This is a genomic window from Solirubrobacter soli DSM 22325 (assembly GCF_000423665.1).
Classification (GTDB): Bacteria; Actinomycetota; Thermoleophilia; order Solirubrobacterales; family Solirubrobacteraceae; genus Solirubrobacter; species Solirubrobacter soli.
Map to the genome: position 1 here is coordinate 186,182 of NZ_AUIK01000023.1, position 23,823 is coordinate 210,004.

A 23,823-nucleotide genomic window follows, 5' to 3' on the forward strand; every position below is an offset into this window, starting at 1 on the left:
CATGTTGCGAATCGCTGATCAGTGGCACGGATCGGACCTCGGCCTGCAGCGGCAGGGCAACGAGGACAACTACTTCGTGCGCGCCCCGCTGTTCGTCGTCGCCGACGGCATGGGCGGCGCGCAGTCGGGCGAGGTCGCGTCCGAGATGGCCGTCGAGGCCTTCGGGGCGGGGATCCCGGACGGCGACTCGCCGGCCGAGGGCCTCGTGCACATCATCGAGACCGCCAACCAGCGCATCCACGAGCGCTCGCGCTCGGAGACGCAGCGGGCCGGGATGGGCACGACCGTCACCGCGGCCTACGTCGGCGAGAACTCGGTCACGGTCGCGCACGTGGGCGACTCGCGCTGCTACCGGGTCCGCGACGGCGAGCTCCAGCGCCTGACCGACGACCACTCGCTGGTCGGCGATCTGGTGCGGCTGGGCAAGCTCACCGAGGAGCAGGCCGAGACGCACCCACAACGCTCGGTCATCACCCGCGCGCTCGGCCCCGAGCCGAACGTGATGGTCGACGTCGAGGAGTACGGAGCCCGCGCGGGCGACCTGTTCCTGGTCTGCTCGGACGGCCTCACGTCGATGGTCCGCGAGGACAAGCTCAAGCCGCTGCTGAGCGGCTACTCCGGCCCGCTGGACAAGCTCGGCCACTCGCTCATCGCCGCCGCCAACCAGGCCGGCGGGCGCGACAACATCACCGTGATCCTCTTCACGCTCGCGGAGATCGACGCGCCGGCGAGCGGCGGCGCGACCGCCGCTTCGGCGTTGGTCGACGAGGACACGCGCGAGTACAACACCTTCACCGGGGAGGCCGTCGCCGAGCCGCGTCAGGGCGTCAGCCGCCCGCAGGGCCACACGCGCCGCTGGGACGAGGTCCCCGCCGGCTCCACCCGCGCTTCCGACGAGGCCGAGGCCGAGTACCGCGCCTCCGGCACCGTTGCTCTGTCGGCCGTCCGCCCCAGGGCGCAGCCGATCGAGGAAGGCCACGCCCACGCGCCGCCACGCGAGCAGCCGCGCCGGCGGCGGCGATTGCTCTCACCGGGCAAGTTGCTCACGGTCGCATGCATCATCGGCTTCCTGGCGGCCTTCTGGCTCGCCACGCGACAGGTCTTCTTCGTCGGCGTCGACGAGTCCCGCGGCAACGTCGTCACCCTCTACAAGGGTCTTCCGTACGACCTCCCGCTCGGGATCCGGCTCTACTCGCCCGTCCGCCATTCCGGCGTCACCCTCCAAAGCCTCCCGCCCGCGCGGCGGGCGACGTTCACGAACCACAAGCTGCGCCCGAAGGACGACGCCGAGAGCCTGGTGAAGGCGGCTGAGGACGGGACTCTCTCTCAGTGAGTGCACGCAATCGTGAGCTGATGGCGCTGATCCCGGCGTCGCTGTTGTTGACCGCCGGGTTCGCCGCGATCTTCATCCAGCGCAACGCTGTGCTCTCGAACGTCTCGCTGACGTACGGGGCGATCTTCCTCGGCCTCTGCTTCGCGGGTCACCTCGTGATCCGCTTCACGCTGCCGTACGCGGACCCGTACCTGTTCCCGCTGTGCGCGATCCTCGCCTGCTTCGGGCTGGTGGTCGTCTACCGCATCGACGAGGACCTCGCGCGCGACCAGGCGCAGTGGTTCGTGATCGGGCTGATCCTGTTCTCGATCACGATCATCGCGCTGCGCGACTTCCGCATCCTCGAGCGCTACCGCTACACGATCGCGCTCGCCGGCCTGGCGCTGCTCGTGCTGCCGCGCGTGCCGGGCATCGGCCAGCAGGTCAACGGCGCCTACCTCGGCGTCAAGGTCGGGCCGATCTCCTTCCAGCCCGCGGAGTTCGGCAAGATCGCGATCGTCATCTTCCTCGCCGCGTACCTGCGCGACACGCGGCAGGTCCTGGTGCAGTCCTCACGGCGCTTCCTGGGGATCACGATCCCGCGGTTCAAGCACCTCGGGCCGCTGCTGGTGGTCTGGGGCGCGGCGATGCTGATGCTCGTCTTCATCCGCGACCTCGGGTCCTCGCTGATGTACTTCGGCGCGTTCCTGGCGCTGATCTACGTGGCGACGAACCGGCTGTCGTTCGTCGTCGTCGGGATGGTGCTGTTCCTCGCCGGCGCCTGGTTCTTCACCAAGACGGTCGGGCACGTGCAGGACCGCATCGACATCTGGCTCGATCCGTTCAAGACCTACGACACCTCGGGCTACCAGATCGCCAACGGCCTGTTCTCGATGGCGGACGGCGGGCTCTTCGGGCAGGGATTGGGGGCGGCCTTGCTGACCGTCCCGGGCGGCGGGCCGCTGCTCCCGGCGCCTGAGACGGACATGATCTACGCGGTCATCGTCAACGACCTCGGCCTCGTCGGCGGGGCCGGCGTGATCCTGACGTACCTGCTGATCGCCGAGCGCGGCTTCAAGATCGCCACGCTGGCGACCGACTCGTTCTCGAAGCTCCTGGCGACCGGCCTGACCGCCGTGATGGCGCTGCAGGTCTTCGTCATCATCGGCGGCGTCACGCGCGTGATCCCGCTGACGGGGGTCACGCTGCCGTTCGTGTCCTACGGCGGCTCCTCGATCGTCGCCAACTTCGTGCTGCTGGCGCTGCTGCTGCTGATCTCCAATCGCGCGAGGCAGCCCGCGTCGTGAACGCCCCGATCTTCCGCCTGTTCGCGCTGTTCGTGCTGATGTTCGCCGTGCTGGTCGGCTTCAGCTCGCGCTGGTCGGTGTTCGGCGCGCAGCGGCTGCGGGACAACCCCGACAACAAGCGCGTCGTGCTCGAGGAGCAGCGGGTCAAGCGCGGCGTCATCCGCGCCGACGACGGCACGGTCCTGGCCGGCAGCACGGCGCTGTCCGGCGGCCGCTACACCCGCCGCTACCCGACCGGGCGCCTGTTCGCGCTCCCGGTCGGCTTCGACGACATCCGGCTCGGCCGCGCGGGCCTGGAGAAGTACTACAACGACGAGCTCGTCGGTCGCAAGGAGGAGCTCGGGCGCCTGATCGACTCGATCGTCTCCAAGGACGTCGTGGGCGACGACCTGCAGACGACGCTCGACCCGAAGGGCCAGACGGTCGCCTACGAGCAGCTCGCCGGCCACAAGGGCGCGGTCGTGGCGATGGACGTCAAGACCGGCGCCGTGCGCGTGCTGGCGGGCACGCCCTCGTATGACCCGAACGACCCGGGCAAGCCCGGCACGACGATCTTCAACAACGCGACCCAGGGCCTCTATCCGCCCGGCTCGACGTTCAAGACCGTCACGGCGTCGGCCGCGATCGACTCCGGCAAGTATCAGCCCGATTCGAAGGTGAGCGGCAAGAACGGGAAGGTGATCTCGGGTACGCCGCTGAACAACTTCGGCAGTGAGAACTTCGGCGACATCACGCTCACGGAGGCGCTCACGCACTCGGTCAACACCGTGTGGGCGGAGGTCGGCGTCAAGCTCGGCCGCTCGACGATGCAGGAGTACATGGACCGCTTCGGCTTCGGCAAGAAGCCGCCGATGGACTACCCGGCCGATCAGATGTCGGTCAGCGGGCCGAACCGGCGCGGGAAGATCCTGCCGATGAGCTCGGACCGCGTCGACGTCGGGCGGACCGCGATCGGCCAGGCGCTGCTGCTGGTCACGCCGCTGCAGATGGCGACGGTCGCGCAGACGATCGGCAACGGCGGCCTGCGGATGGAGCCGCGGCTGGTCGAGAAGGTCGTCGACCCTGACGGTCGCACGGTCGACAAGCCGCTGCCCAAGGAGGCCGAACGCGTGATGTCGCGCGAGAGCGCCGCCAAGGTCACGACGATGATGAAGTCGGTCGTGCGCGAGGGCTCGGGCACCGCGGCCGCGCTCGAAGGCGTCGAGCTGGCGGGCAAGACCGGAACGGCCGAGATCAACATCGCGCAGGGGATCAACGACCTCTGGTTCATCGGTTTCACCGACAAGGTCGCGGTCGCGGTCATCATCGAGAAGGAGAAGGGTCAGGGCGGGACGGTGGCCGCCCCGATCGCCAAGCGCGTCCTGCAAGCACTGGGGCAGTAGATGCACACGATCACCCCTGACACCGTGATCGACGGCCGCTACCGGGCGCAGAAGCGGCTCGGCGCCGGCGGCATGGCCGAGGTGTGGTGCGCCGAGGACGAGGTGCTGGGCCGGCGCGTCGCCGTGAAGCTGATGGGCGGGCGGTTCGCCGAGGACCCGTCCTTCCGCGAGCGCTTCCGGCGCGAGGCGAAGGCCGCGGCGGGCATGCAGCACCCCAACATCGTCGGCATCTACGACTACTCCGAGTGGGACGGGACGCCCTACATTGCGATGGAGCTCGTCGACGGCAAGACGTTGAAGGAGCTCGTGACCGAGCGCGGGCCGCTCCCGCCCGACATCGCGGTGGGGCTGACCGAGCAGGTCCTGCGGGGGCTCGGCTACGCCCACAAGCGCGGGATCGTGCACCGCGACGTCAAGCCGCAGAACGTGATCATCGACCGCGACGGGCAGGCGAAGGTCGCCGACTTCGGGATCGCGCGGGCCGGCGACACCTCGGAGATGACCCAGACGGGGACGATCGTCGGGACGATGCAGTACCTCTCGCCCGAGCAGGCGGAGGGGCATCCGGTCGACCGGCGGGCGGATCTCTACTCGGTCGGGATCGTCTTGTACGAGCTGCTGACCGGGCGGGTGCCGTTCGACGGCGAGGCGCCGATCTCGATCGCGATCAAGCAGATCAACGAGCTTCCAGTCCCGCCCGCGCAGCTGCGGCCGGGGCTCTCGCCCGCCTTGGAGGCCGTGGTGCTGCGGGCGCTGGAGAAGGACCCGATGCGGCGCTTCCAGAGCGCCGAGGAGTTCATCGCCGCCTTGGAGGCCGCACAGCGCGCGCCGACGCGGCAGATCGTGATGGAGCCGACGCCCGGCGAGCCGTGGGACGAGTTCGAGGAGGAGCAGCGTCGCACGCGCTGGTGGCTGTGGGCGATCGTGGCGTTCGCGCTGGTGGCGATCGCCGTCGGCGCCTACCTGACGCTGGCGGGCACCAAGGTCGACGTGCCGAACCTCGTGGGGCGCAGCGCGTCCGACGCGGCGGACGTCGCGCACAAGCGCGGGCTGGAGATCGCCTTCGTCCCGCGTGTGTCCGACGACGTCCCGCGCGACCAGGTGATCTCGCAGGACCCGGCGGCGGGTGAGCGGGTCAAGGAAGGAACGACGATCACGACCGTGATCTCGGCGGGCAAGGGCGAGGTGCCGGTGCCGGCGGTCGAGGGCCAGTCCGAGGACGATGCCGTGAAGGCATTGGAGGACGCCGGGTTCAAGACCAAGACCAAGACCGCGTTCTCCGACTCCGTGGCCTCCGGGGAAGTGATCTCGCAGGATCCCGCCGCCGGGACGTCGCTGACCAAGGGCCACACCGTCACGCTCACCGTGTCCAAGGGCGTGCAGGGCATCGAGGTGCCGAAGGTCGTCGGGCTCCAGCAGGACGCCGCCGAGGCGCAGCTCGAGCAGGCGGGCCTGACCGCGAAGGTCGTCGAGCAGGAGACGACCCAGCCGCCGGGTACCGTGATGAAGCAGGACCCGCCGACGGGGACGCGCGTGGACAAGGGCGCCACGGTCACGCTCACCGTCGCCAAAGCACGGCCCGAGGTGCCGGACGTGACGACCAACCACCCGACAGAGGAAGAAGCGACCGCGACGCTCGAGAAGGCGGGCTTCAAGGTCGACGTGCGCACCCGCCCGGACCCGGCCAACGTGGGCCGCGTGTCCGACCAGAACCCGGCGGCCGGCACGCCGCGCTCGACCGGCGCCACCGTGACGATCTTCCTCGGCTCGGACTCCTCCGGCGGTGCCGCCACGCCGACGGCTTCGCCCACTCCGACCCCGACGACTGGATGAAGGTCGCCGTCCTGGCGGGCGGGCGCTCGTCCGAGCACGACGTCTCGCTGAACTCCGCCGCCGCCGTGCGCTCGGGTGTGGCCGCAGCCGGTCACGAGGTGCTGCCGGTGACGATCGGGCGGGACGGCGACTGGGTGCATGACGGCGTCTCGCTGTCCCTGCGGCCTGGCGGCGGGTTGCTCGGCGCCGACGTCGTCTTCCCCGTCCTCCACGGGCCGTTCGGTGAGGACGGGACGCTTCAAGGGCTGCTCGAGCTGCTCGACGTCCCGTACGTGGGCGCGGGCGTCCTCGCCTCGTCGCTGTGCATGGACAAGGTCGTGTTCAAGGAGGTGCTGGCGGCCGCCGCGGTGCCCCAGGTGCCGTACGCCGGCGTGCGCCTGTCGCGTTGGCGCGAAGAGCCCGAGGCCGTCGCCCGCGAGCTCGCCGTCCTCGGCACCCCGGTCTTCGTCAAGCCCGCGCGGCTCGGCTCCTCCGTGGGCATCGCGAAGGTCTGGTCCGAGGCCGAGCTCGGCCCGGCGCTCGATCTCGCGTTCACCCACGACTCCCTGGTGATCGTCGAGGGCTTCTCCGCGGGCCTCGAGGTCGAGTGCTCCGTGCTCGGCAACGGCGAGCCCGAAGCCTCGATCCCCGGCGAGATCGTCCTCACCGGCTCCGAGTGGTACGACTACGAGGCCAAGTACCAGCCGGGCGGCATGGAGCTCGTCGTCCCCGCCCGTCTGTCCGCGACCGTCCTGGACGAGGTGCGCCGCCTCGCGTGCGACACGTTCGTGCGGGTCGGCTGCTCGGGGCTCGCTCGGGTCGACTTCTTCGTCGAGGACGGCGACCGCGTGCTGGTGAACGAGCTCAACACGCTCCCGGGCTTCACCGCCACGTCGGTCTACCCGAAGCTCTGGGAGGCGAGCGGGTTGGAGTTCCCGGCGCTCTGCGACCGCCTGCTCGCCTTGGCGGTCGAACGCTTCGAGACCGAGCGCGCGGTCGCGTTTTAGGGCGCTGGAAAGGCAAGCACCGAGGGGGAGGGGGTTGGTGCACCCGCGTGCACCTGCTGGCGCCTTTCGTCGGCGCATCTATCGGCTCCCGCTCTCGCGGCCGGGTCTAAGGGAGACCGACAGTTACAGATCGTGGTACTGGACACCCCTATCCGCTCTCGCCTGCCGTAATTGGCCTGAGGAACGTCGATCGGCACTCCGAGGGGGTAGTTCGAGTTAGTTCACAGGGGGTGAACTAACTCGAAACACCCCTCTCAACGTGCCAGCTCGAACAGTGCGCTTTCGGTCGAGAAGCGCCGTGGCCGTTGAAAGCGATCACAACCGATCTCGCGTGGTCTCCGTGGACCGTAACTTGACGGTCTCCCTGCACGGCGCGGCGAGTCACCGTGGCCAGGGGCGACGGCGGACGGCGGCACGACCGATCAGGCCGGGGCGCAGCCGCGCTCCCCCTCCCTCACCGGCCCGGCCTTTCAGCGCACGACCAGCCTGACGCACCAACAAACGCCCGCTCCAACAAGAGCGCTAAGCGGCGACTTCCTGGAACAGGCGGATCTCGGAGATCTCGGCGTTGTCGGCGTCCGGGGCGAGCTTCGTGATCCACACGAGGTAGTAGCGGTACTCGACGCCTCCCGTGTCGAGCTTGAAGCGCTTGTCGGCGCTGGAGACGGTCCCGCCGCCCACCTTGGTCCAGCCCTCGTCGATCGACTTGGGGACGGGGCCGGCCGGGGCGGCGTAGATCGTGACCTTGAAGCCCGGGGCAGGGGTGTCGATCTGCATCGAGACGGCGGCGACCTTCGGCTTGGCGTCGACGTAGATGCCCACGCCGGCCTTGCCCGCGCCCTCGATGCCGTCCTGGTAGGTCTCGGTGGACCAGGCGGTGCCGTCGTCGCGGTCGACGACGCGGGCGACCTCTTCGCTGTGCTCCTCGTCGTCACCGAGGGGGTCGTAGTCGTGGGCGGAGCCGCGGGGGACCGAGACGACCTTGGTGCCGGTCGGCGTCGACTGCTCCAGACGCCCGGCGCCCGTGCCGCGCTCCACCCGCTGGGGGACCTCGTTGCCCACGAGCAGGACGATCACCACGGCGACCGCGGCGAGCGCGATGATCCCGAGCACCGGCAGCGAGTGGCGCATGCGGAAGGGGAGCCGTCGGCGCGCCTTCGCGGGGAGGGTGCGGATGACCGCGGTGGCCTCGCCGGTGGAGGTGCCCTGGCGGGCGGCCTCCAGCGCCAGCGCGTCCTCGAGGTCGGCGACCAGCGACGGGACGTCGGCGTAGCGGTGGGCGAGATCCTTGTCGGTCATGCGGTCGAGGACCGCCGCCGTGGTGGCCGACACCTCGGGCCGCACGGCCTGGATGTCCGGGATGTCCTCGCGGACGTGCTTCATCGCCACGGAGATCTGGTTCTCGCCGTGGAACGGGACGTCCCCGGTCAGCATCTCGTACAGCACGATCCCGAGCGAGTAGATGTCCGACTGGCCGTCGACGTCGTGACCCAGGGCCTGCTCGGGGGACACGTAGTCGGTCGTGCCCAGGACGCGGCCGTCGGCGGTCAGGCCGTCGTCGCGGAGCGAGCGGGCGATGCCGAAGTCGGTGACCTTGGCCGAGCCCTCGGGGTCGATCAGCACGTTCTGGGGCTTGACGTCGCGGTGCACGATGTCGTGCGAGTGCGCGCAGCCGAGCGCGCGGGCGATCTCGATCGCGTACGCCAGCGCCTCGTCGACCGGCAGGCGGCCGAGCCGGCGGATGCGGTCCTTCAGCGTCTCGCCCTCGACGTATTCGAAGACGATGTATGGGCGGTTCTCGTCCTCGCCGGCGTCGATCACCCCCACGATGTGGGGATGCGAGAGCTGCGCGACGGCCCGCGCCTCGCGCCTGAAGCGCTCCAGCTGGTCGGAGTCGGCGGACATCTCCCGGTGCAGGAGCTTGATCGCGACCCGCCGCTCGAGATTGACGTCGAAGGCCTTGTAGACCGTCGACATCCCGCCGGCGCCGATCTGGGCGTCGAGCCGGTAGCGGCCGCTGAGCTGCATGCCCACGAGCGTGCTCATCAAGAACTCGCCCCTATTGTGGCCGATGTCTGCAAGGCGCGGGTTAACTTCGGCGCGCGGACGCCGGTTCCCGCCCTATTTCAGGAGTCGGCGGAGCGCCCGGACCAGGTCCGCCACTCGGGGTCGTCGCCCGGCTGCTTGGTCGGGCCGGTCTCCTCGGCCGCCTCGCGCAGATCCGCGTCCCCCTGCTCGACGCCCTCGGACTCGCCCTCGCCCGCCTCGGCGAGCGGCAGCTCCTCCGGCGTGGCGGGCTCACCCTCCGGGCCGGCGTAGTCCGGGGTCGGACCGCCGATGTTCGCCGCCTCGGCCGCGGCGGCGGCCTCCTCGGCGGCCTCGTCGATCGTCGGCGGCTCCTGGGCCGGCGGAACGGGCACGGAGGTCGCGGTGTTGGCGACCGGCCCGGCCGCGTCGTAGTTGGACACGGGCGGGGGCGTGTACCCGGAATCCGACGGCGCGGGCGCGGACTCGCTGCGGCCCGGCAACAGCGCGGCCACCTTGTCGCGCTTGAGCAGCAGCACGGCGGCGCCGGCCGCGGCCGCGCCCCCGAGCACCAGCAGCTTGCGGTTTGGGCCCCGCTTGCGCGGCTTGACCCCGGGGAATTGAGCGGCGAGACGGTCGCGCGCGAAGGCGAACGCGAGGTCGGCGATCACGGCGTTTCGGGCGTTCCTGGCGAGGCTCATACACAGGACGCTACCCGTCAGGTCAAAAAGAAGGCCGCCCACTGGGCGGCCTTCATGAAGCGGGGGTTATGCGGCCGGTGCCGGCTTTGGCAGCGAGAACGGCGCGTCGGCGGCGGCGCGGTTCTCGTCGCGCACCGCGTGCCAGATCTCCTCGCGGTAGATCGGCGTGGAACGCGGGGCCTCGATGCCGACGCGGACGGTGTTGCCGACGATCTCCTTGATGTGGACGACGATGTCGTCCCCCACCATGATCTTCTCGCCGGCTCGGCGGGTGATGAGCAGCATGGTTCCTCCTTGGATTCAGCTGCGAGGGATTAGGCGGCGGCCGCGACGGCCGGGAACAGCGGGGCGCGGACGGGGGCGTCCGCGGACTCATTGATCACCTGATGGCCCTGCCCGTCGGCGACGAGGATCGGCGCGCGCAGGTTGGCGTAGAAGTCGGAGAGCTCCGCGCCGGCGCGGACCGTCACGAAGACCGTGACGTCGGCCGCGTCGGCCGTGATCGGCTCTGCGGCCTCGTCGGACAGGTCGACCGCGTAGTCGCTGAAGAAGTGCCACGGGTTCGTGACCGGCAGCGCGAGCGTCGGGTCGTCGATCGAGTGCAGCCAGCTGAAGGCGCTGTCGTCGGTGGCGACGATCGCGTACCGGCTGCCGCCGAGCCCGATCAGGCCGGCCGGGAACTCGATGACGTCCTCGGCCGCGATCTCGATCGTGCCGAAGCGCGAGGACTCGATGGTGAGGGTGGACATGCTGGGAGGGATCTCCTGGAGGGAACGGATATGCGCTCTATCGGCTCAGCGGAGGAAATCCATGAGCGACGACTGCACGATGTTCGCGCCGGCACGCAGCGCGGCCTGGTAGGCGGCGCTCTGCGAGTTGAAGTCGATCATCGTCTTGGCGATGTCGGCGTCCTCGGTGTTCGAGAGCTGATTCGTCAGCGCGCCCGTGATCTGGTCGATGCGCGTCTGGGCCGCCTCGAGCCGGTTGGTCTGGGCGCCGTTGCGCGCGCGGACCTCGAGCAGGCCGTCGAGCCGGCCCTTGAGCGCGGCCATGTCACCGCCGCGCAGCGCCACGCCGTCGTTGGCCTTGAGGTGGTCGGAGATGTCGCGCAGCGCGTTGAGCAGCTTGCCGTCGGTCGGGTTGGTGCGACCCTCGCCGAGGATCTCGACGGCGACGGAGTTGATCGTCATCGTCACGCCCGGTCCGATCTCGCGCACGATGCCGGGGACCGCGGGGTCCAGGCCGCCCAGGTTGCCCTGGTACGTGTCGTCCGTGCCGAGCAGGTACGGCGGCGTCGAAGTGGCCGTGCCGGACATGATGTATTTGTCGCCGTAGGAGGCGTTCGCCGTCTCCTTGATGCCTTCGATGATCTGGTCGATCTCGGAGGCGATCGCGGTGCGCGAGGTCGCGTCGGCGGTGTCCGTGGCGCCCTGGACGAGCAGGTCGTGCGCGCGGTTGACGTACTGGGTGATGGCGTCGAGCGAGGACTCGGTGGAGTCCATCCAGCCCTGGGCGTCCTGGATGTTGCGGATGTACTGCTCGTTCGCACCGATGTTCGACCGCAGGCCCATCGCCTGGGCGGCCTTGAACGGATCGTCGGACGGCCGCGTGATCTCCTTCTGGGAGGCGGCCTTGGCCTGGGTCTTGGCGAGGTTGCTCTGCAGCGTGTTGAGGTCCGCGAGAACGTTGCGCTGGACCATGGAGGTGGTGATGCGCATGGGGTTACAGCCCGACCCTTCCGGTACGGTTGATCAGGACGTCCAGCATCTCGTCCATCGTCGACATGGCTCGTGCGGAGGCCTGGTAGGCACGCTGGAAGCGCACGAGGTTGGACATCTCCTCGTCCATCGAGACGCCCGACACGCTGGTGCGGCGGTCCTCGACGGAGTCGGTCAGCACCTGGGCGTTGGCCTGCATGCGCTGCGCCTCATTGAGGTCACCGCCGACCTTCGCGACGAACGCCTTGTAGACGCCGTCGATCGCCGGGTTGCCGCGCAGCTGCGAGACCGCCAGCGCCAGGTCGTTGGAGCCGGTGGCGCCGGAGCCTGAGGTGATGCTCGCCGGAGCGGCCTGGATCGGGGCCGACACGGCGATCGTGGCGCCCGAGGGGACGCCGGAGGTGAAGAAGGCGCCGCCGTACGCGTTGTTGACCGCGCTGGCGAGCGAGTCGGTGAAGCTGTCGAGCGACGTGAGGTACCCGTCGATCGTGCCGCCGGTCTGGCCGATGGCGAGCAGGCCGCCCATCTGGCCGCCGGGCGACCAGGAGGTCGGCGGGCCGACCCAGTCGGCGGTCTGGTCGGTCACGATCGGGTACTTGGTGCCGGTCGAGCCGTCCACGAAGGAGACGTTGGTCGAGCCGCCCTGGAGGTTGTCGACCGAGACCTGGCCGTACTGCGAGAGCTGATCGATCAGCAGGTCGCGACGGTCCATCAGGTCGTTCGGGCTGTCGCCGTTGGAGATGAACGACGCGATCTTCTGGTTGAGCCCGGCGAGCTCGGTCGCGATCTTGGTGACCTGGCCGCCGTTGCCGGCGATGTCGTTGTACTGGCCGACCGCAGCGTCCTGGGCGGCGACCATCTGCGAGCGCACGGAATGGATCGAGTCCGTCAGCGCGCCGGCCTGCTGGACGAGCGCCTGCTTGGCCGCCTGATCGTCCGGGGCCTTCGCGAGGTCCGACCACGACTGCCAGAACTTCGACAGCTGCGCGTTGATGCCGGTGTCGGACGGCTCGTTGAGCGAGAGCTCGGCGGAGTCCAGGCCCTCGGCGCGCGACTTCCAGTCGTTGAGGTTCGTGTTCTGGGCGCGGTACTGCGCGTCCAGGAAGTTGTCGCGGACGCGGCGGAAGCCCTGGACGTCGACGCCGGAGCCGAGGTGCGCGCCGGTCATGTTGCCGGCGCCGGAGACCTGGATCTGCTGGGCGAGCGACGCTGACAGGAGCGCTTCCTGGCGTGAATAACCGGCCGTCGACGCGTTCGCGATGTTGTGACCGGTGGTGTCGAGCATTCGCTGCTGCGCGATCAAGCCGCGCAGCGACGTCTGCATTCCGTAGAAGGAGGAGATGGGCATCGTGGAGGGGGCCTATGCCTGAAGGTCGAGCGCGCGGTACACGGACGGCGCGGAGGGGGCGGGTGCGGTGCTGCTGGCGCCGGGGCGGTTGTAACCGGCCTCCGGCTCCTGGCCGATCAGCCGCGTCAGGTGCGACAGGAACGTGAGCTCCTGACGCATCAGCGCGCGGTTGATGCCGTGCTCGCGAGCGATCTCGGACAGCAGTCCGCGGAGCTCGGCGGAGCGCTCCATGGCGGCCTTGGCGGCGCCAGGAGTGACGAGCGCACACAGCCGCTCGAGGGTGACGGTCGTGGGGGCGATCCCGAGGGCCGCGCCGGCGCGCTGGAGGAGCTTGGCGCGCTCCTGCTCGAGCGTGCCGCGGCGGACCATCTCCGACTGGATGTCGGCGAGGCGCGCGAGCACCGCGTCGGTGTCGCGCTCGCGGATCGCGGCGCCTTGGGCGAGGACCAGCTTGAGGAGGTGACGTGCGGAGTTGATCTGCGAGTCCAGGTGGACCAGCAGCTCGGCCTCGAGGACCGTGCTCATGACTGCATCTCCTTGTACAGCTGGCGGGCGAGGCCCAGCCCTTGTCCACCGACCAGCGCGGTCGAAAGCGTGTCCTGCATCGTCGAGGCGTACGGGCCCTGGGACAGCTCGGAGTCCTTGGGGACCATCTCCTTGACCAGCTCGCCGACGAGCATCTGCTCGAAGGCCAGCGCTGACTTGTAGTTCTTCTGCGCCTCCGGGCCCGCCGAGCGGACGTCGGCCGGCAGCGAGAAGTTCGAGATCGCGTCCATCAGCGCTTGACCCCGTTCGCGATCTCCATCATCTGATCGGCGGTCTGGATCGCCTTGGAGGTCAGCTGGTAGGTGCGCTGCGCCTCGATCATGTCGGTCATCGCGGTCGAGATGTCCGTGTTGGAGGCCTCGAGCGTGCCCTGCTTGAGCGTGGTCGCCGCGGGGGCGGCGACGGCGTTGCCCGAGCGCGCGGTGGTGACGAAGGCGTTGTCCCCGACCGACTGGAGGTTCTGCGGCGAGCGGACCGAGACGAGCGCGATCTTGCCGACGGCCTGGCCCGCGGCGGTCACGGTGCCGTCCTGCGTGATCGAGATCTGGCTCGGCTGGATGTTGTTCGGGATCTTGATCTGCGGCTGGATGAAGCCGCCGAAGCTGGTCACGAGCCGGCCCTGACCGTCGAGGTGCAGGTTGCCGTCGCGCGTCAGGCCGTCGCGGCCGTCGGCGAGCTTGACCCGCATGAAGCCTTCGCCCTCGATCCCGACGTTGAGCGGATCGCCGGTGTTCTGGAGATTGCCCTGCTCGAAGTAGCGGCCGTTCTGGACGATCCGCGAGCCCGTGCCGAGCTGCGCGTTGTCCGACGTGGTCGGCCGTCCGCCGCGCTCGTACAGGAGGTCCGCGAACCCGACCCGCTGGCGCTTGTAGCCGGTCGTGTTCGCATTCGCCAGATCGTTGGAGACGGCATCCAGCTTCTGCTGCTGCGCCAGCATGCCTGCGGCGGCGGTTCGAAGTCCTTCGAGCATTGGTTATCTAGTCGGCGGAGGGGAGGGAGGGCTTTAGGGACGGTGCTACGCGGAGAGGGAGCCGACGGAGGACGCGGCCTTGCCGAGCGTCTCGTCGATCGTGTGGATGACCTTCTGGCCGGCCTCGTAGGCCCGCATCGACTCGATCATGTCCACCATGGACTGATTGGCATCGGCGCCGGAGCCCTCGAGGGCACCCGCGCGCACCGCGCCCGCGACCTGGCCGGCCACGGCGCCCGGCGTGCCGGTGATGTAGTTGTAGCCGGCCTTCTCCGGGTTGGTGAGCAGGACGACGTTGAGGTTGCGGGGATCGACCTTGCCGTCGGCGCCGATCTTGACCGGCTGGTTGTTGCGGCCGAGGACCGGGTCGCCCATCGAGGTCACGAGGCGGCCCTGCTCGTCGGACTGGAACTCGCCGTTGCGCGTGTAGCGGACGCCGCCGGCGGTCTGGACGGCGAAGAAGCCGTCGCCGTTGATGGCCATGTCGAGCGGCTCGCCGGTGTCCTTGAGCGCGCCCGGGGTCCAGTCGGTCACGGTGTTGGTGACCTGGACGCCGGTGCTCTGGGAGCCGACGCTCGCGCCGGTGACGGAGTTGGTGAGGAGCAGCTTCCCGAACGACTGCTGCGTCGTGCGCTCGGCCTTGTAGCCCGACGTCGACGAGTTGGACAGGTCGTTGGCGATCTGGTCCTGGCGCAGCTGCTCGGCGAGCATGCCGGAGGCTGCGAGATAAAGGCCTCGATCCATTGTCCACCCCATCGGCCCTTCGCTTGAGATCCTTGAGGTCATGGATCCGATTGCCGTGACCGCCGCGCTGCTGCGCAACCAGCTGCCCGACGTCACGATCCGCGAGGGCGCGAGCGTGATGGCGCGAGTGGCGTCCAAGGGCGAGGGCCACGCCGTGATCGTGATCGCGGGCATCCCCGTGACGGCGCAGCTGCCGCCGGAGGTCGAGGCCGGCGCGACGCTGCGGCTGAAGGTCGCCGAGGTCACACCGGAGCGCGTGACCCTGCGGATCGCTCCGGATCAGGCATCCCCCAACCAGGTGATCGGCACTTTCACTCCAAGCGCGCAATCGGTAGAAGCCAGGGTGCAGGTCGAGGAACGACCGGCGCGCCGTCGAGGGGCAGACGGCGAGCCGGCGGACATCGTCTCCTTGGCCTTCACCTCGCCGGTACTGGGTCGTCTCGACCTGCGACTGGAGCTGCGCGGAGAGCGTTTGCTCACCGAGATCACGACCCCGGCAGGTCGTCCGAACGCGATCGCGAACGAGGGCGCTGAGCGTTTACGCGCCAACTTGGAAGCGAAGGGTTTGGAGGCCACGGTGAAGGTGCGCCCGCGTCACGAGCCGCTCGACCTCTATGCCTGATCCGAACGTCACCGCGGCGCTGAAGTACACCGGCGACGGCGCGCCGCAGGTCGTCGCCGCCGGGAAGGGGCATCTGGCCGCATCGATACTCGAGCGCGCACGTGAGGCCGGAGTCCCGGTGCACCGGGATCCGGAGCTGGCTTCGGCGCTCGCCCAGCTGTCGCTCGGGCAGGAGGTGCCGGAGGCGATGTGGACCGCCGTGGCCGAGGTTCTGGCGTGGGCGTACGGCCTGTCTGGAAAGGGACCTACCCCAAATCGGTGATGAAGGTTGTGGGGTCTGAGCCCGATACAGCCTTCGTCCGTTTGATCGTCCCGCCCCTCTAGGAGCGCAGTTCCAGCAATGAAGCCCACTTCGTCATCTGGCAGCCGCCGCCGCGTTTCCGCGGAGGATGCCCTCGCGCTGTGGCGTGAGTACAAGGCCACGGGTGATCTTCAGGTGCGCAATCGCCTGGTGATGACCTACGCGCCCTTGGTCAAGTACATCGTGTTCAAGAAGGTCCGCGAGCTGCCGGCGCGTTGTGAGGTCGAAGACTTCATCTCCTGTGGCCTCGAGGCGCTGATCGCCTCGATCGATCGCTACGACCCGGACAAGGGCGCGACGCTCGAGCAGTTCGCCTGGACCCGGATCCACGGCGCCGTCCTCGACGAGCTCCGCCGCCAGGACTGGGCCCCGCGCTCGCTGCGCCGGTGGGAGCGCGACATCGCCAAGGCGCGTGACCAGTTCACGACCATCCACGGCCGCCGCCCGGTGCGCGAGGAGCTCGCCGCCGCGCTCTCGATCTCGGTCGAGGAGCTGCGCAAGCGCGAGGACGACATCGCCGTCTCCGACGTCACGTCTCTCAACACGCTCGTGATCTCCGACGACGAGACGACCGTCGAGCGCATCGACACCCTCGCCGACGGCGACACCCGCCTCGACCCGGAGCACCAGGCCGCCAACGCCGAGGCCAAGGCCAAGTTCCGCCGCGCGTTCGACACGCTTCCGCAGCGTGAGCGCGAGGTCGCGGTCCTCCTCTACGTCAAGAACCTGACCCTGCGCGAGATCGGCGAGGTGATGGGTGTCTCCGAGAGCCGCATCTGCCAGATCCACTCGCAGCTCAAGCGCACGCTCAAGCAGCAGCTGTCAGACGACGCGGTGCTCTTCTCAGCCGTCGGCTGAGAGACCACTCAAGGTCAAGCGACGAACGCCGACAACTCAGATTGAGATGCAAATCGGTCGCTTCACCCCATCCCCGTACGAGCAGGTCGCCCCAACTGCGACGTCCTCGGCCGGCAAGGTTGCGCCGGTCATCGCGCCTGAAGCGGTGAAGCCGGCAGCGACCGATGTCGACCACTCCAAGGACACGATCCTCGGCGACGTGCCGCCCGCCCCGACGGCTGAGGCGCGCGAGATGGTGGACAAGGCCGCGGAGCGCGTGCAAGAGCTGCACAAGCAGAACCGTGAACTCCACTTCTCGCGCGACGAGACGTCGAACCGCGTGGTCATCGAGGTCCGCGACCTCGACGGCAACGTGATCAAGACCATCCCGCCCGCGAAGGCGCTGGACATCCTGTCCGGCGCAGAGCTCTAAGGAGACCGCATCATGGCCGGCATCTCGCTGACCGGTATGGCGTCCGGTCTGGACACCGATTCGATCATCTCCCAGCTCATGGCGCTGGAGCAGAACAAGGTCGTCGCCGTCCAGATGCGCCAGGTCAAGGTCCAGGCTCATAAGGACGACCTGTCGTCGATCAAGTCCAAGCTGGACGCGTTCAAGTCGGCTGCCGCCGCGCTGAGCGACGCCGCCACCTGGAAGGCGACGCAGACGTCGTCGTCCTCGGACACGACCAAGCTCGACGTCGCGCTGCTCTCCGGCGCCGGCATCGGCGGTCACTCGGTCAAGATCGACAAGCTCGCGTCGTCGGCCCAGCACGGGTTCACGTACACGGCGAGCGCGACCGCGGGGACCTTCGACCTCGCTTACGCGCCCACCGCGGCGAACCCGACGCCGACGAAGTCCACGATCACCGTCGCCGCCAACGCGACCGCGACCGACGTCGCCACGGCGATCAACGCCAAAGAGGACTCGCCCGCGTACGCGGCGGTCATCAAGGATGCCAACGGCAACGAGCGCATCGTCCTCTCCGCCCGCAAGACCGGCGAGGACTCCAACTTCACGCTGGACTCCACGAACATGGGCGCCGGCAGCTCGCTGGTCGAGGACAACACCTACGCCCGGACCGGCACGACGCTGAACGCGTCCTACTGGCTCGATGACGAGGTCACCGCCCGCACGTCGCAGTCCAACATCGTCGAGAACGCGATCCCGGGCGTCCGCCTGACGCTGAAGGGCATCACCTCGAGCCCGCTGTCGGTGACCACGACCGCCGCCGCGATCGACACCGCCGGCGTGCAGAAGAAGGTCCAGGCGCTGGTCGACGCGTACAACGCCGTCGTCTCGACCACCCGCTCGCAGCTGACCGAGAAGAACGACCCGAAGGCGACGACCACGAGCGGTCTCTCGGCCGGCACGCTGTTCGGCGACTCGGGCCTGACCTCGATGCTCGGCTCGCTCAAGAGCCAGATGACCCAGGTCGTGACCGGCCTCGGGCTCACGGGCCTCGGCGACCTCGGCATCACCGTCCCGAAGCCGTCCGGCGGAACGTCCACGCAGGACGCGAAGGACGGCAAGATGACCTTCGACACGTCGAAGTTCACGGACACGCTCAATGCCGACTGGACCAAGGTCCGCGACCTGTTCTCCGGCAAGGGCGCGACCAAGGGCCTTTCGACGCTGCTGTCCGACTACGTGACGTCGCAGACCGGCACGAAGGGTGTGCTCACGGGCCGCATGGCCTCTGACGACTCGACGCTGAAGGACTTCACGGACCAGATCGCGCGGCTCAACGACCGCATGACGACGACGCAGGCCCGCCTGAAGGCGCAGTTCACCGCGATGGAGACCGCGCTCAACCAGTCCCAGACGCAGCAGGCGTGGCTCACGAGCCAGATCTCGTCCTTGCCGAAGCTCGGATGAGCTTCAAGCACCCGGCTCCCCAGCCGATCAATCACCTGATCCCCCCTCCCTCCCTCCAACCGACTCAGGAGCCTTCAGTGGCCACCTACGCCGGCAACCAATCGGCCGCTTACAAGCAGCAGAGCATCCTCACGGCTCCTCCCGGGCGCCTCGTCGTGATGCTCTACGACGGCTGCCTCCGATTCCTCTTCCAGTCCGCCTACGCCATGCGCGAGGGCGACCGCCGGCAGTCGCAGGACCGCATGCGCCGCGCCGAGGCGATCATCGACGAGCTCACGGTCACGCTCGACCACGAGCGCGGCGGCGAGATCGCCAGCCGCCTCCAGGGCATCTACGCGTTCTGCCGCCGTCACCTGATCGAGGCGGCCGCCGAGCAGGACCCGACCAAGATCGAGGAGGTCTCCGAGTTGCTCGGCGAGCTTCGCGAGGCTTGGGCGGAGATCGCCGGCAGTGAGTCCTGAGAGCCCCTGGGCCGAGCTGGTCGCACTCGCCGAACACGAGCTCGAGCTGATTCGCGACGGCCGCTGGGAGGAAGTCCCGGCGGCCTCGGCGGAGCGGCTGAGCACCGCGCAGGGCCTGGGCGATCCGCCGGCCGAGGCGCGAGTGCACCTCGAGCGGCTGGTCGAGCTCCAGCACGCGATCCACGCCGGCCTCTCCACCGGCCGGGCGTTCACCCTTCAGAAGCTCGGGAACATGCACCGCGGCCAGGCCGCGTTACGCGGATACAGCGGGGGTGCCCCCCGCCCCGCAGCCACCGCCTTCAACGGCCGCGCATAAGCGCGGCCGTTGGTCGTTAATGGCCCTGTAGCGCCAAAAAGTTAGGGTCCGGACCCTAAAGTCCGCAACGGGGAGGGCCGATAGGGAGAGTGCGCCCCAAGGACGGGACGCAGTGAGGCTCAAGGACGGGCCGCCCCCTCTTCCCTCCAGGAGCCATCCGTCCCCGTGCTGATCGATACCACCCAGCTGGCGCTCGAGCGCAGCATCTCCGGCGCCACCCAGCGCCAGGAGGCGCTTGCGGCGAACATCGCCAACGCGAGCACGCCCGGCTACAAGCGCGTCGACGTGGACTTCCACAGTGCGCTCGCCGCCGCGCTCGGCTCCTCGAACGCCAAGGGCGCCGTCGAGGGAACCACCTTCACCACGCAGGCCGACGCGACCGTCGGCGCCACGCAGGCCGACGGGAACTCGATCGACGTCGAGAACGAGTCGGCCAAGATGGCCGCCAACGCGCTCGAGCAGCAGGCCGCCGTGTCCGTCGCCAAGACCCGCAACGCGATCCTGCGTTCGGCCATGGGTGTCGCCTGATGAGCATGTTCGGCGGCATGGAGATCTCCGCGAGCGCGCTCACCGCGCAGCGCCTGCGGATGAACGTCACGGCCGAGAACCTCGCCAACGCCGAGACGACCAAGACCCCGGACGGTACGCCGTACCGCCGCAAGGAGGTCGTGTTGGAGTCGGTCCCCGGCAATGGCGGCTTCGGTGCCCAGCTGAGCAAGGCGATGGGCGGCGGCTCGGGCGTGGCGCCCGGCGGCGTCCAGGCCAAGGCCATCACCGAGGACCCGACCCAGGGCAAGCTCGTCTATGACCCTTCGCACCCTGACGCGGACGCGCAGGGCTACGTGCGCATGCCGAACGTCGACACGGTCACCGAGATGGTGGACCTGATCGACGCGCAGCGCGCCTATGAGGCGAACGTGACCGCCATGTCCGCCTCCAAGCAGATGTTCGCCAAGACCCTGGAGATCCTCCGATGACCATCGATCCCTCCCTCGCCGTCTCGGGCGCCGAATGGCAGATCCAGCCGGTCGAGGGCGTCGAGGCCACCGGCGACGCCGGCTCCGGCTCGAGCTTCGGCTCGCTGCTCTCCGACTCGATCTCGGCGCTGGCCAAGACCCAGAACGACGCCGCCGCGCAGGCGCAGGCGCTCGCCACCGGGCAGGCCGACGACCCGACCGCGGTCGTGATGTCCGTCGAGCGCGCCCAGCTCTCGATGCAGCTCGCGGGCCAGATCCGCAACAAGGCCGTCGAAGCCGCCCAGGAAATCTTCCGAACCCAGGTCTGACCTGATCCCCTATGCCGCCGTTCCTCCAAAACCTCCTCGCCCTCCCGACGCGGACCAAAGCCGTTCTCGGCGTGTCGGCGGTCGCGATCCTCGCGATCGCGTTCGTCATGCTCAAGATCGCCACGGCGCCGTCGTACGCGCTGATCGCCAGCGGGCTCGACCCCGCCGAGACCGGCAAGATCACCGTCGCGCTCGACGAGCAGGGCATCGCCTACGAGTTGCGCAACAACGGCACGGCGCTCGCCGTGCAGAAGTCCTCCACGGCGCAGGCGCGCATCGCGCTCGCCGGCCAGGGCGTCCAGACGTCGGGCGGCGGCAGCCAGCCGGGCTACGAGCTGCTCGACCAGTCCAAGCTGGGCGCGTCCCAGTTCCAGCAGCAGGTCACCTACCAGCGCGCGCTGGAGGGTGAGGTCGCCAAGGCGATCTCGGGCATCGACGGCGTCTCGAACCCGAACGTCCAGATCGTGATGCCGCAGGACGACCTGTTCGCCGACGAGGCGACGCCGGCCACGGCCGCGATCCAGCTCGGCAACCCCTCCGACACGCTCGCGCCGGGTGCCGTTCGCGGCATGGCGCAGCTGGCCTCCTCATCCGTGAAGGGCCTCAAGGCCGACAACGTCACGATCACCGACTCCAGCGGCGCGGTCCTGTGGCCGAGCGACGAGGCCGGCGGCGCCGGCACGGGCAGCTCGAGCAAGGCGAGCGCCGAGGCGCGCTGGGCGCGTCAGAAGGAGACCGCGATCAACGCGATGCTCGCGTCGACGCTCGGCCCGGGCAAGGCCCAGGTCAAGATCAACGCCGACCTGAACATGGACGAGACCACCAAGGACGAGTTGGCCTACGGCCAGAAGGGCACGCCCCTCACGGTCACGCAGGACAACGAGGACCTCAAGGGTGCGGGCGCCGCCAACGCGGGCGGCACGGCCGGCACCGGCTCCAACGTCCCGACCTACTCGGGGACGAACACCTCGGGCGGTAACGGCAACAGCTCTTACAAGTCCCGCAAGGGCACGACCACCTACGGCGTCGACAAGACGGTGACCAAGACCAAGACCGCGGCCGGCGCCGTCAACAAGATGGACATCGCCCTGCTGGTCGACAAGTCGGTCCCGGCGCCGGTCTTCCAGTCGCTGCAGAAGACCGTCCAGGCCGCCGCGGGGTACAGCACCTCGCGCGGCGACACGATGTCGGCGGCCCAGATGGCCTTCGCCAAGCCGGCCACGCCCAAGGCGGGCCCGGTGCCCACCACGATGCTCGGGCCGCTGAAGTGGGTCGGTCTCGGCATCGCGAGCCTCCTGTTCCTCTTCTTCATGACCCGCGGCCTCAAGAAGCGCGAGAGCGAGAACCTCGGCACGCCGGCCTGGCTGACGACGATCGAGGAGCCGATGTCGCTCGCGCAGCTGGAGGCGCACACGCAGGGCAACTACCTCGACACCGCCGCCTCGTCCATGCTGCCGCCGCGCGTCCCGGACACGAGCCTGCATCAGCTCGACCAGCTGATGGAGCGCGAGCCCGAGCGCGTGGCCGCGCAGGTCAAGGCCTGGATGGCGGAGGACTAGTCACATGGCCGCACTGGCAACCACTGACAACGCCGCCCCGAAGAAGACCAATCTGAAGGGCATCCAGAAGGCCGCCGCCCTGCTCGTCGCCATCGGCGAGCAGCGCGCGAGCGAGATCTTCAAGTACATGGGCGAGTCCGAGGTCGAGGCGCTCTCGCTCGAGCTCGCCAAGGCCCAGAAGATCCCGACCGAGGTCTGCCGCGACGTCATCACCGAGGCCGTCGAGTCCGTGCTCGCCGAGGACTACCTCGCCGAGGGCGGCGTCGACTTCGCCCGCTCGGTGCTGATGCGCTCGCTCGGCGAGGACCGGGCGGACGAGATCATCGGCCGCCTCGCCGCCACGATCGAGCGGCGCCCGTTCGAGTTCCTGCGCCGCACGCCGGCCGAGCAGATCGTCGTCTTCCTGCGCAACGAGTCGCCGCAGACCGTCGCGCTCGTCGTCTCGAACCTGCACACGACGCTCGCCGCGCAGGTGCTGTCCGACATCGAGCCGGAGATCCAGGCCGACGTGGCCCTGCGGATCGCGATGATGGGCGAGACCCGCCCGGAGGTCGTGGCCCAGGTCGAGAACGTCATGCGGTCGCGGCTGTCCGCGGTCGGCTCGCAGGAGTACGCGAGCGCCGGCGGCATCAAGTCGCTCGCCGACATCCTCAACTCCTCCGACCGCACGACCGAGCGCAACGTGCTCGACGAGCTGGCCAAGGCCGACTCCGAGCTGGCCGAGGAGATCCGCCTCCTGCTGTTCACCTTCGAGGACGTCGTCAAGCTCGACGACCGCTCGATCCAGATGGTGCTCAAGGAGGTCGACCAGAAGGACCTCGCGATCGCCCTTCGCGGTGTCAACGAGGACGTCCGGTCCAAGATCTTCGGCAACATGTCCGAGCGCGGGGCCGAGCTGCTGCGCGAGGAGATCGACTTCCAGCCGCCGCAGCGCAAGCGCGTGGTCGAAGAGGCGCAGGGCCGCATCGTCGGCGTCGTGCGCCGCCTCGAGGAGGCCGGCGCGATCGTCATCTCCCGCGGTGCGGGTGGAGAGGACGCGCTGGTCTAGATGAGCGTGATCGCCGACTTCGACTTCCAGACGCTCGAGCCGCTGCCCGAGCCGCGGACGCCGGTCTCGGACGCCGAGGCCGTCATGGACGTCCTCGCCGAGGCGCGTGCCGAGGCCGAGCAGATTCGCGAGAACGCCCGGGCGGAGGGCTACGCCGCCGGCCGGGCGGACGCGATCGCCTCGCTGGAGCCGGCCCTGGCCGCTCTGACGCAGGCGATCGGCGACGTCCAGGCCGGTCAGGCCGAGATGGCCGTCGAGCTCGAGCGCCGCGCGGTCGAGCTCGGCATGGGGCTCGCCCGCAAGGTCGTCGCCGGCGCGTTGTCGGTTCAGCCGGAGCTGGTCGTCGAGGCCGTCACCGGCGTGCTGCGCGGCATCGTCGAGCGCGAGCGCGTCACCGTGCTGGTGAACCCCGCAGACCTCGAGATCGTCCGCGAGGCGATGGAGGGGCTGCGCACGTCGCTGGGCGGGCTCGATCACTGCGTGGTCGAGGCCGAGCGCCGGGTCGGCCGCGGCGGGTGCCTGGTGCACACGCCGGTGGGCGAGATCGACGCGACGGTCGAGACCAAGCTCGAGCGGGCGGGCGAAGTGGTCGCCGCCGCGCTCGGGCGCTCATGATCCTCGTCCCGCTGCCGATAAGACCTCT

The 23,823-nt window shown here is 69.4% G+C and carries 28 protein-coding genes; 18 read left to right on the forward strand and 10 right to left on the reverse strand.

Features of this window, described 5'->3' with window-relative positions:
- Position 1: 1 nt before the first annotated feature.
- From G569_RS58370 to G569_RS0118540, 5 genes are read left to right on the forward strand one after another with little or no spacing between them, the layout of a single operon-like run.
- Positions 2-1,333, forward strand: coding sequence for a Stp1/IreP family PP2C-type Ser/Thr phosphatase (locus G569_RS58370; RefSeq protein WP_053226609.1), 1,332 nt, complete (start codon positions 2-4; stop codon positions 1,331-1,333).
- Complete coding sequence (locus tag G569_RS0118525; RefSeq protein WP_028064510.1) at positions 1,330-2,619, forward strand: FtsW/RodA/SpoVE family cell cycle protein; 1,290 nt, start codon at positions 1,330-1,332, stop codon at positions 2,617-2,619. The genes G569_RS58370 and G569_RS0118525 overlap by 4 nt, the downstream gene beginning before the upstream one ends.
- Positions 2,616-4,001, forward strand: a complete 1,386-nt coding sequence (locus G569_RS0118530; RefSeq protein WP_028064511.1) for a peptidoglycan D,D-transpeptidase FtsI family protein — start codon at positions 2,616-2,618, stop codon at positions 3,999-4,001. The genes G569_RS0118525 and G569_RS0118530 overlap by 4 nt, the downstream gene beginning before the upstream one ends.
- Positions 4,002-5,834: a Stk1 family PASTA domain-containing Ser/Thr kinase gene (locus tag G569_RS49630; RefSeq protein ID WP_053226612.1), complete on the forward strand. Its 1,833-nt coding sequence runs from the start codon at positions 4,002-4,004 to the stop codon at positions 5,832-5,834.
- Complete coding sequence (locus G569_RS0118540; RefSeq protein ID WP_028064512.1) at positions 5,831-6,820, forward strand: D-alanine--D-alanine ligase family protein; 990 nt, start codon at positions 5,831-5,833, stop codon at positions 6,818-6,820. The genes G569_RS49630 and G569_RS0118540 overlap by 4 nt, the downstream gene beginning before the upstream one ends.
- A gap of 522 nt (positions 6,821-7,342) precedes the next feature.
- Here G569_RS0118540 and G569_RS0118545 read toward each other — a convergent pair.
- The 10 genes from G569_RS0118545 to G569_RS0118590 form a co-directional block, all read right to left on the reverse strand.
- Complete coding sequence (locus tag G569_RS0118545) at positions 7,343-8,866, reverse strand: protein kinase domain-containing protein (protein WP_028064513.1); 1,524 nt, start codon at positions 8,864-8,866, stop codon at positions 7,343-7,345.
- A gap of 80 nt (positions 8,867-8,946) precedes the next feature.
- Positions 8,947-9,546 (reverse strand): hypothetical protein, encoded by a 600-nt coding sequence (locus G569_RS49635; protein WP_157592130.1) that lies wholly within the window; start codon positions 9,544-9,546, stop codon positions 8,947-8,949.
- A 66-nt stretch (positions 9,547-9,612) separates the two neighbouring features.
- A complete protein-coding gene (locus tag G569_RS0118555; RefSeq protein ID WP_028064514.1) occupies positions 9,613-9,831 on the reverse strand; it encodes a carbon storage regulator in 219 nt (72 codons plus the stop codon).
- Positions 9,832-9,860: 29 nt separating this feature from the next.
- Positions 9,861-10,295 (reverse strand): flagellar assembly protein FliW, encoded by a 435-nt coding sequence (gene fliW, locus G569_RS0118560; RefSeq protein ID WP_028064515.1) that lies wholly within the window; start codon positions 10,293-10,295, stop codon positions 9,861-9,863.
- A gap of 45 nt (positions 10,296-10,340) precedes the next feature.
- Entirely contained in the window at positions 10,341-11,264 is a 924-nt protein-coding gene (flgL, locus tag G569_RS0118565; protein WP_028064516.1) for a flagellar hook-associated protein FlgL, read from the reverse strand.
- Between the two features lie 4 nt (positions 11,265-11,268).
- The gene (gene flgK / locus G569_RS0118570; protein WP_037497474.1) at positions 11,269-12,612 is read right to left on the reverse strand and encodes a flagellar hook-associated protein FlgK; all 1,344 of its coding nucleotides are present in this window, start codon (positions 12,610-12,612) and stop codon (positions 11,269-11,271) included.
- Positions 12,613-12,624: 12 nt separating this feature from the next.
- On the reverse strand, positions 12,625-13,137 hold the full coding sequence (gene flgN, locus G569_RS0118575; RefSeq protein WP_028064518.1) for a flagellar export chaperone FlgN: 513 nt from the start codon (positions 13,135-13,137) through the stop codon (positions 12,625-12,627).
- Complete coding sequence (locus G569_RS0118580; protein WP_028064519.1) at positions 13,134-13,388, reverse strand: hypothetical protein; 255 nt, start codon at positions 13,386-13,388, stop codon at positions 13,134-13,136. Before G569_RS0118580 ends, flgN begins: the two co-directional genes overlap by 4 nt.
- Positions 13,388-14,128, reverse strand: a complete 741-nt coding sequence (locus G569_RS0118585) for a flagellar hook-basal body protein (protein ID WP_028064520.1) — start codon at positions 14,126-14,128, stop codon at positions 13,388-13,390. The genes G569_RS0118580 and G569_RS0118585 overlap by 1 nt, the downstream gene beginning before the upstream one ends.
- A gap of 45 nt (positions 14,129-14,173) precedes the next feature.
- Entirely contained in the window at positions 14,174-14,872 is a 699-nt protein-coding gene (locus tag G569_RS0118590; RefSeq protein ID WP_028064521.1) for a flagellar hook-basal body protein, read from the reverse strand.
- Between the two features lie 40 nt (positions 14,873-14,912).
- Here G569_RS0118590 and G569_RS0118595 point away from each other — a divergent pair, with 40 nt between their 5' ends.
- From G569_RS0118595 to G569_RS0118655, 13 genes are all read left to right on the forward strand, one after another.
- Positions 14,913-15,494: a TP0910 N-terminal domain-containing protein gene (locus G569_RS0118595; RefSeq protein WP_028064522.1), complete on the forward strand. Its 582-nt coding sequence runs from the start codon at positions 14,913-14,915 to the stop codon at positions 15,492-15,494.
- Positions 15,487-15,756, forward strand: a complete 270-nt coding sequence (locus G569_RS0118600; RefSeq protein WP_028064523.1) for an EscU/YscU/HrcU family type III secretion system export apparatus switch protein — start codon at positions 15,487-15,489, stop codon at positions 15,754-15,756. Before G569_RS0118595 ends, G569_RS0118600 begins: the two co-directional genes overlap by 8 nt.
- Before the next feature lie 174 nt (positions 15,757-15,930).
- A complete protein-coding gene (locus G569_RS0118605; RefSeq protein WP_053226619.1) occupies positions 15,931-16,653 on the forward strand; it encodes a sigma-70 family RNA polymerase sigma factor in 723 nt (240 codons plus the stop codon).
- Positions 16,654-16,699: 46 nt separating this feature from the next.
- A complete protein-coding gene (locus G569_RS0118610) occupies positions 16,700-17,065 on the forward strand; it encodes a flagellar protein FlaG (protein ID WP_084285173.1) in 366 nt (121 codons plus the stop codon).
- 12 nt (positions 17,066-17,077) lie between these two features.
- The gene (fliD, locus tag G569_RS0118615; protein WP_028064526.1) at positions 17,078-18,511 is read left to right on the forward strand and encodes a flagellar filament capping protein FliD; all 1,434 of its coding nucleotides are present in this window, start codon (positions 17,078-17,080) and stop codon (positions 18,509-18,511) included.
- A 77-nt stretch (positions 18,512-18,588) separates the two neighbouring features.
- On the forward strand, positions 18,589-18,972 hold the full coding sequence (fliS, locus tag G569_RS0118620) for a flagellar export chaperone FliS (RefSeq protein ID WP_028064527.1): 384 nt from the start codon (positions 18,589-18,591) through the stop codon (positions 18,970-18,972).
- A complete protein-coding gene (locus G569_RS0118625) occupies positions 18,962-19,288 on the forward strand; it encodes a hypothetical protein (protein ID WP_028064528.1) in 327 nt (108 codons plus the stop codon). Before fliS ends, G569_RS0118625 begins: the two co-directional genes overlap by 11 nt.
- Positions 19,289-19,453: 165 nt before the next feature.
- Positions 19,454-19,816 (forward strand): flagellar basal body rod protein FlgB, encoded by a 363-nt coding sequence (flgB, locus tag G569_RS0118630; protein ID WP_053226621.1) that lies wholly within the window; start codon positions 19,454-19,456, stop codon positions 19,814-19,816.
- Positions 19,816-20,265, forward strand: a complete 450-nt coding sequence (gene flgC / locus G569_RS0118635) for a flagellar basal body rod protein FlgC (protein WP_028064530.1) — start codon at positions 19,816-19,818, stop codon at positions 20,263-20,265. Before flgB ends, flgC begins: the two co-directional genes overlap by 1 nt.
- Positions 20,262-20,573, forward strand: a complete 312-nt coding sequence (gene fliE / locus G569_RS0118640; RefSeq protein WP_028064531.1) for a flagellar hook-basal body complex protein FliE — start codon at positions 20,262-20,264, stop codon at positions 20,571-20,573. The genes flgC and fliE overlap by 4 nt, the downstream gene beginning before the upstream one ends.
- Positions 20,574-20,584: 11 nt before the next feature.
- Entirely contained in the window at positions 20,585-22,132 is a 1,548-nt protein-coding gene (gene fliF, locus G569_RS0118645; protein ID WP_028064532.1) for a flagellar basal-body MS-ring/collar protein FliF, read from the forward strand.
- Positions 22,133-22,136: 4 nt separating this feature from the next.
- Entirely contained in the window at positions 22,137-23,180 is a 1,044-nt protein-coding gene (gene fliG, locus G569_RS0118650) for a flagellar motor switch protein FliG (RefSeq protein ID WP_053226623.1), read from the forward strand.
- Positions 23,181-23,795 carry a FliH/SctL family protein gene (locus tag G569_RS0118655; RefSeq protein ID WP_028064534.1) on the forward strand — a complete coding sequence of 205 codons (615 nt, stop codon included), beginning with the start codon at positions 23,181-23,183 and terminating at the stop codon, positions 23,793-23,795.
- Positions 23,796-23,823: the final 28 nt, after the last annotated feature.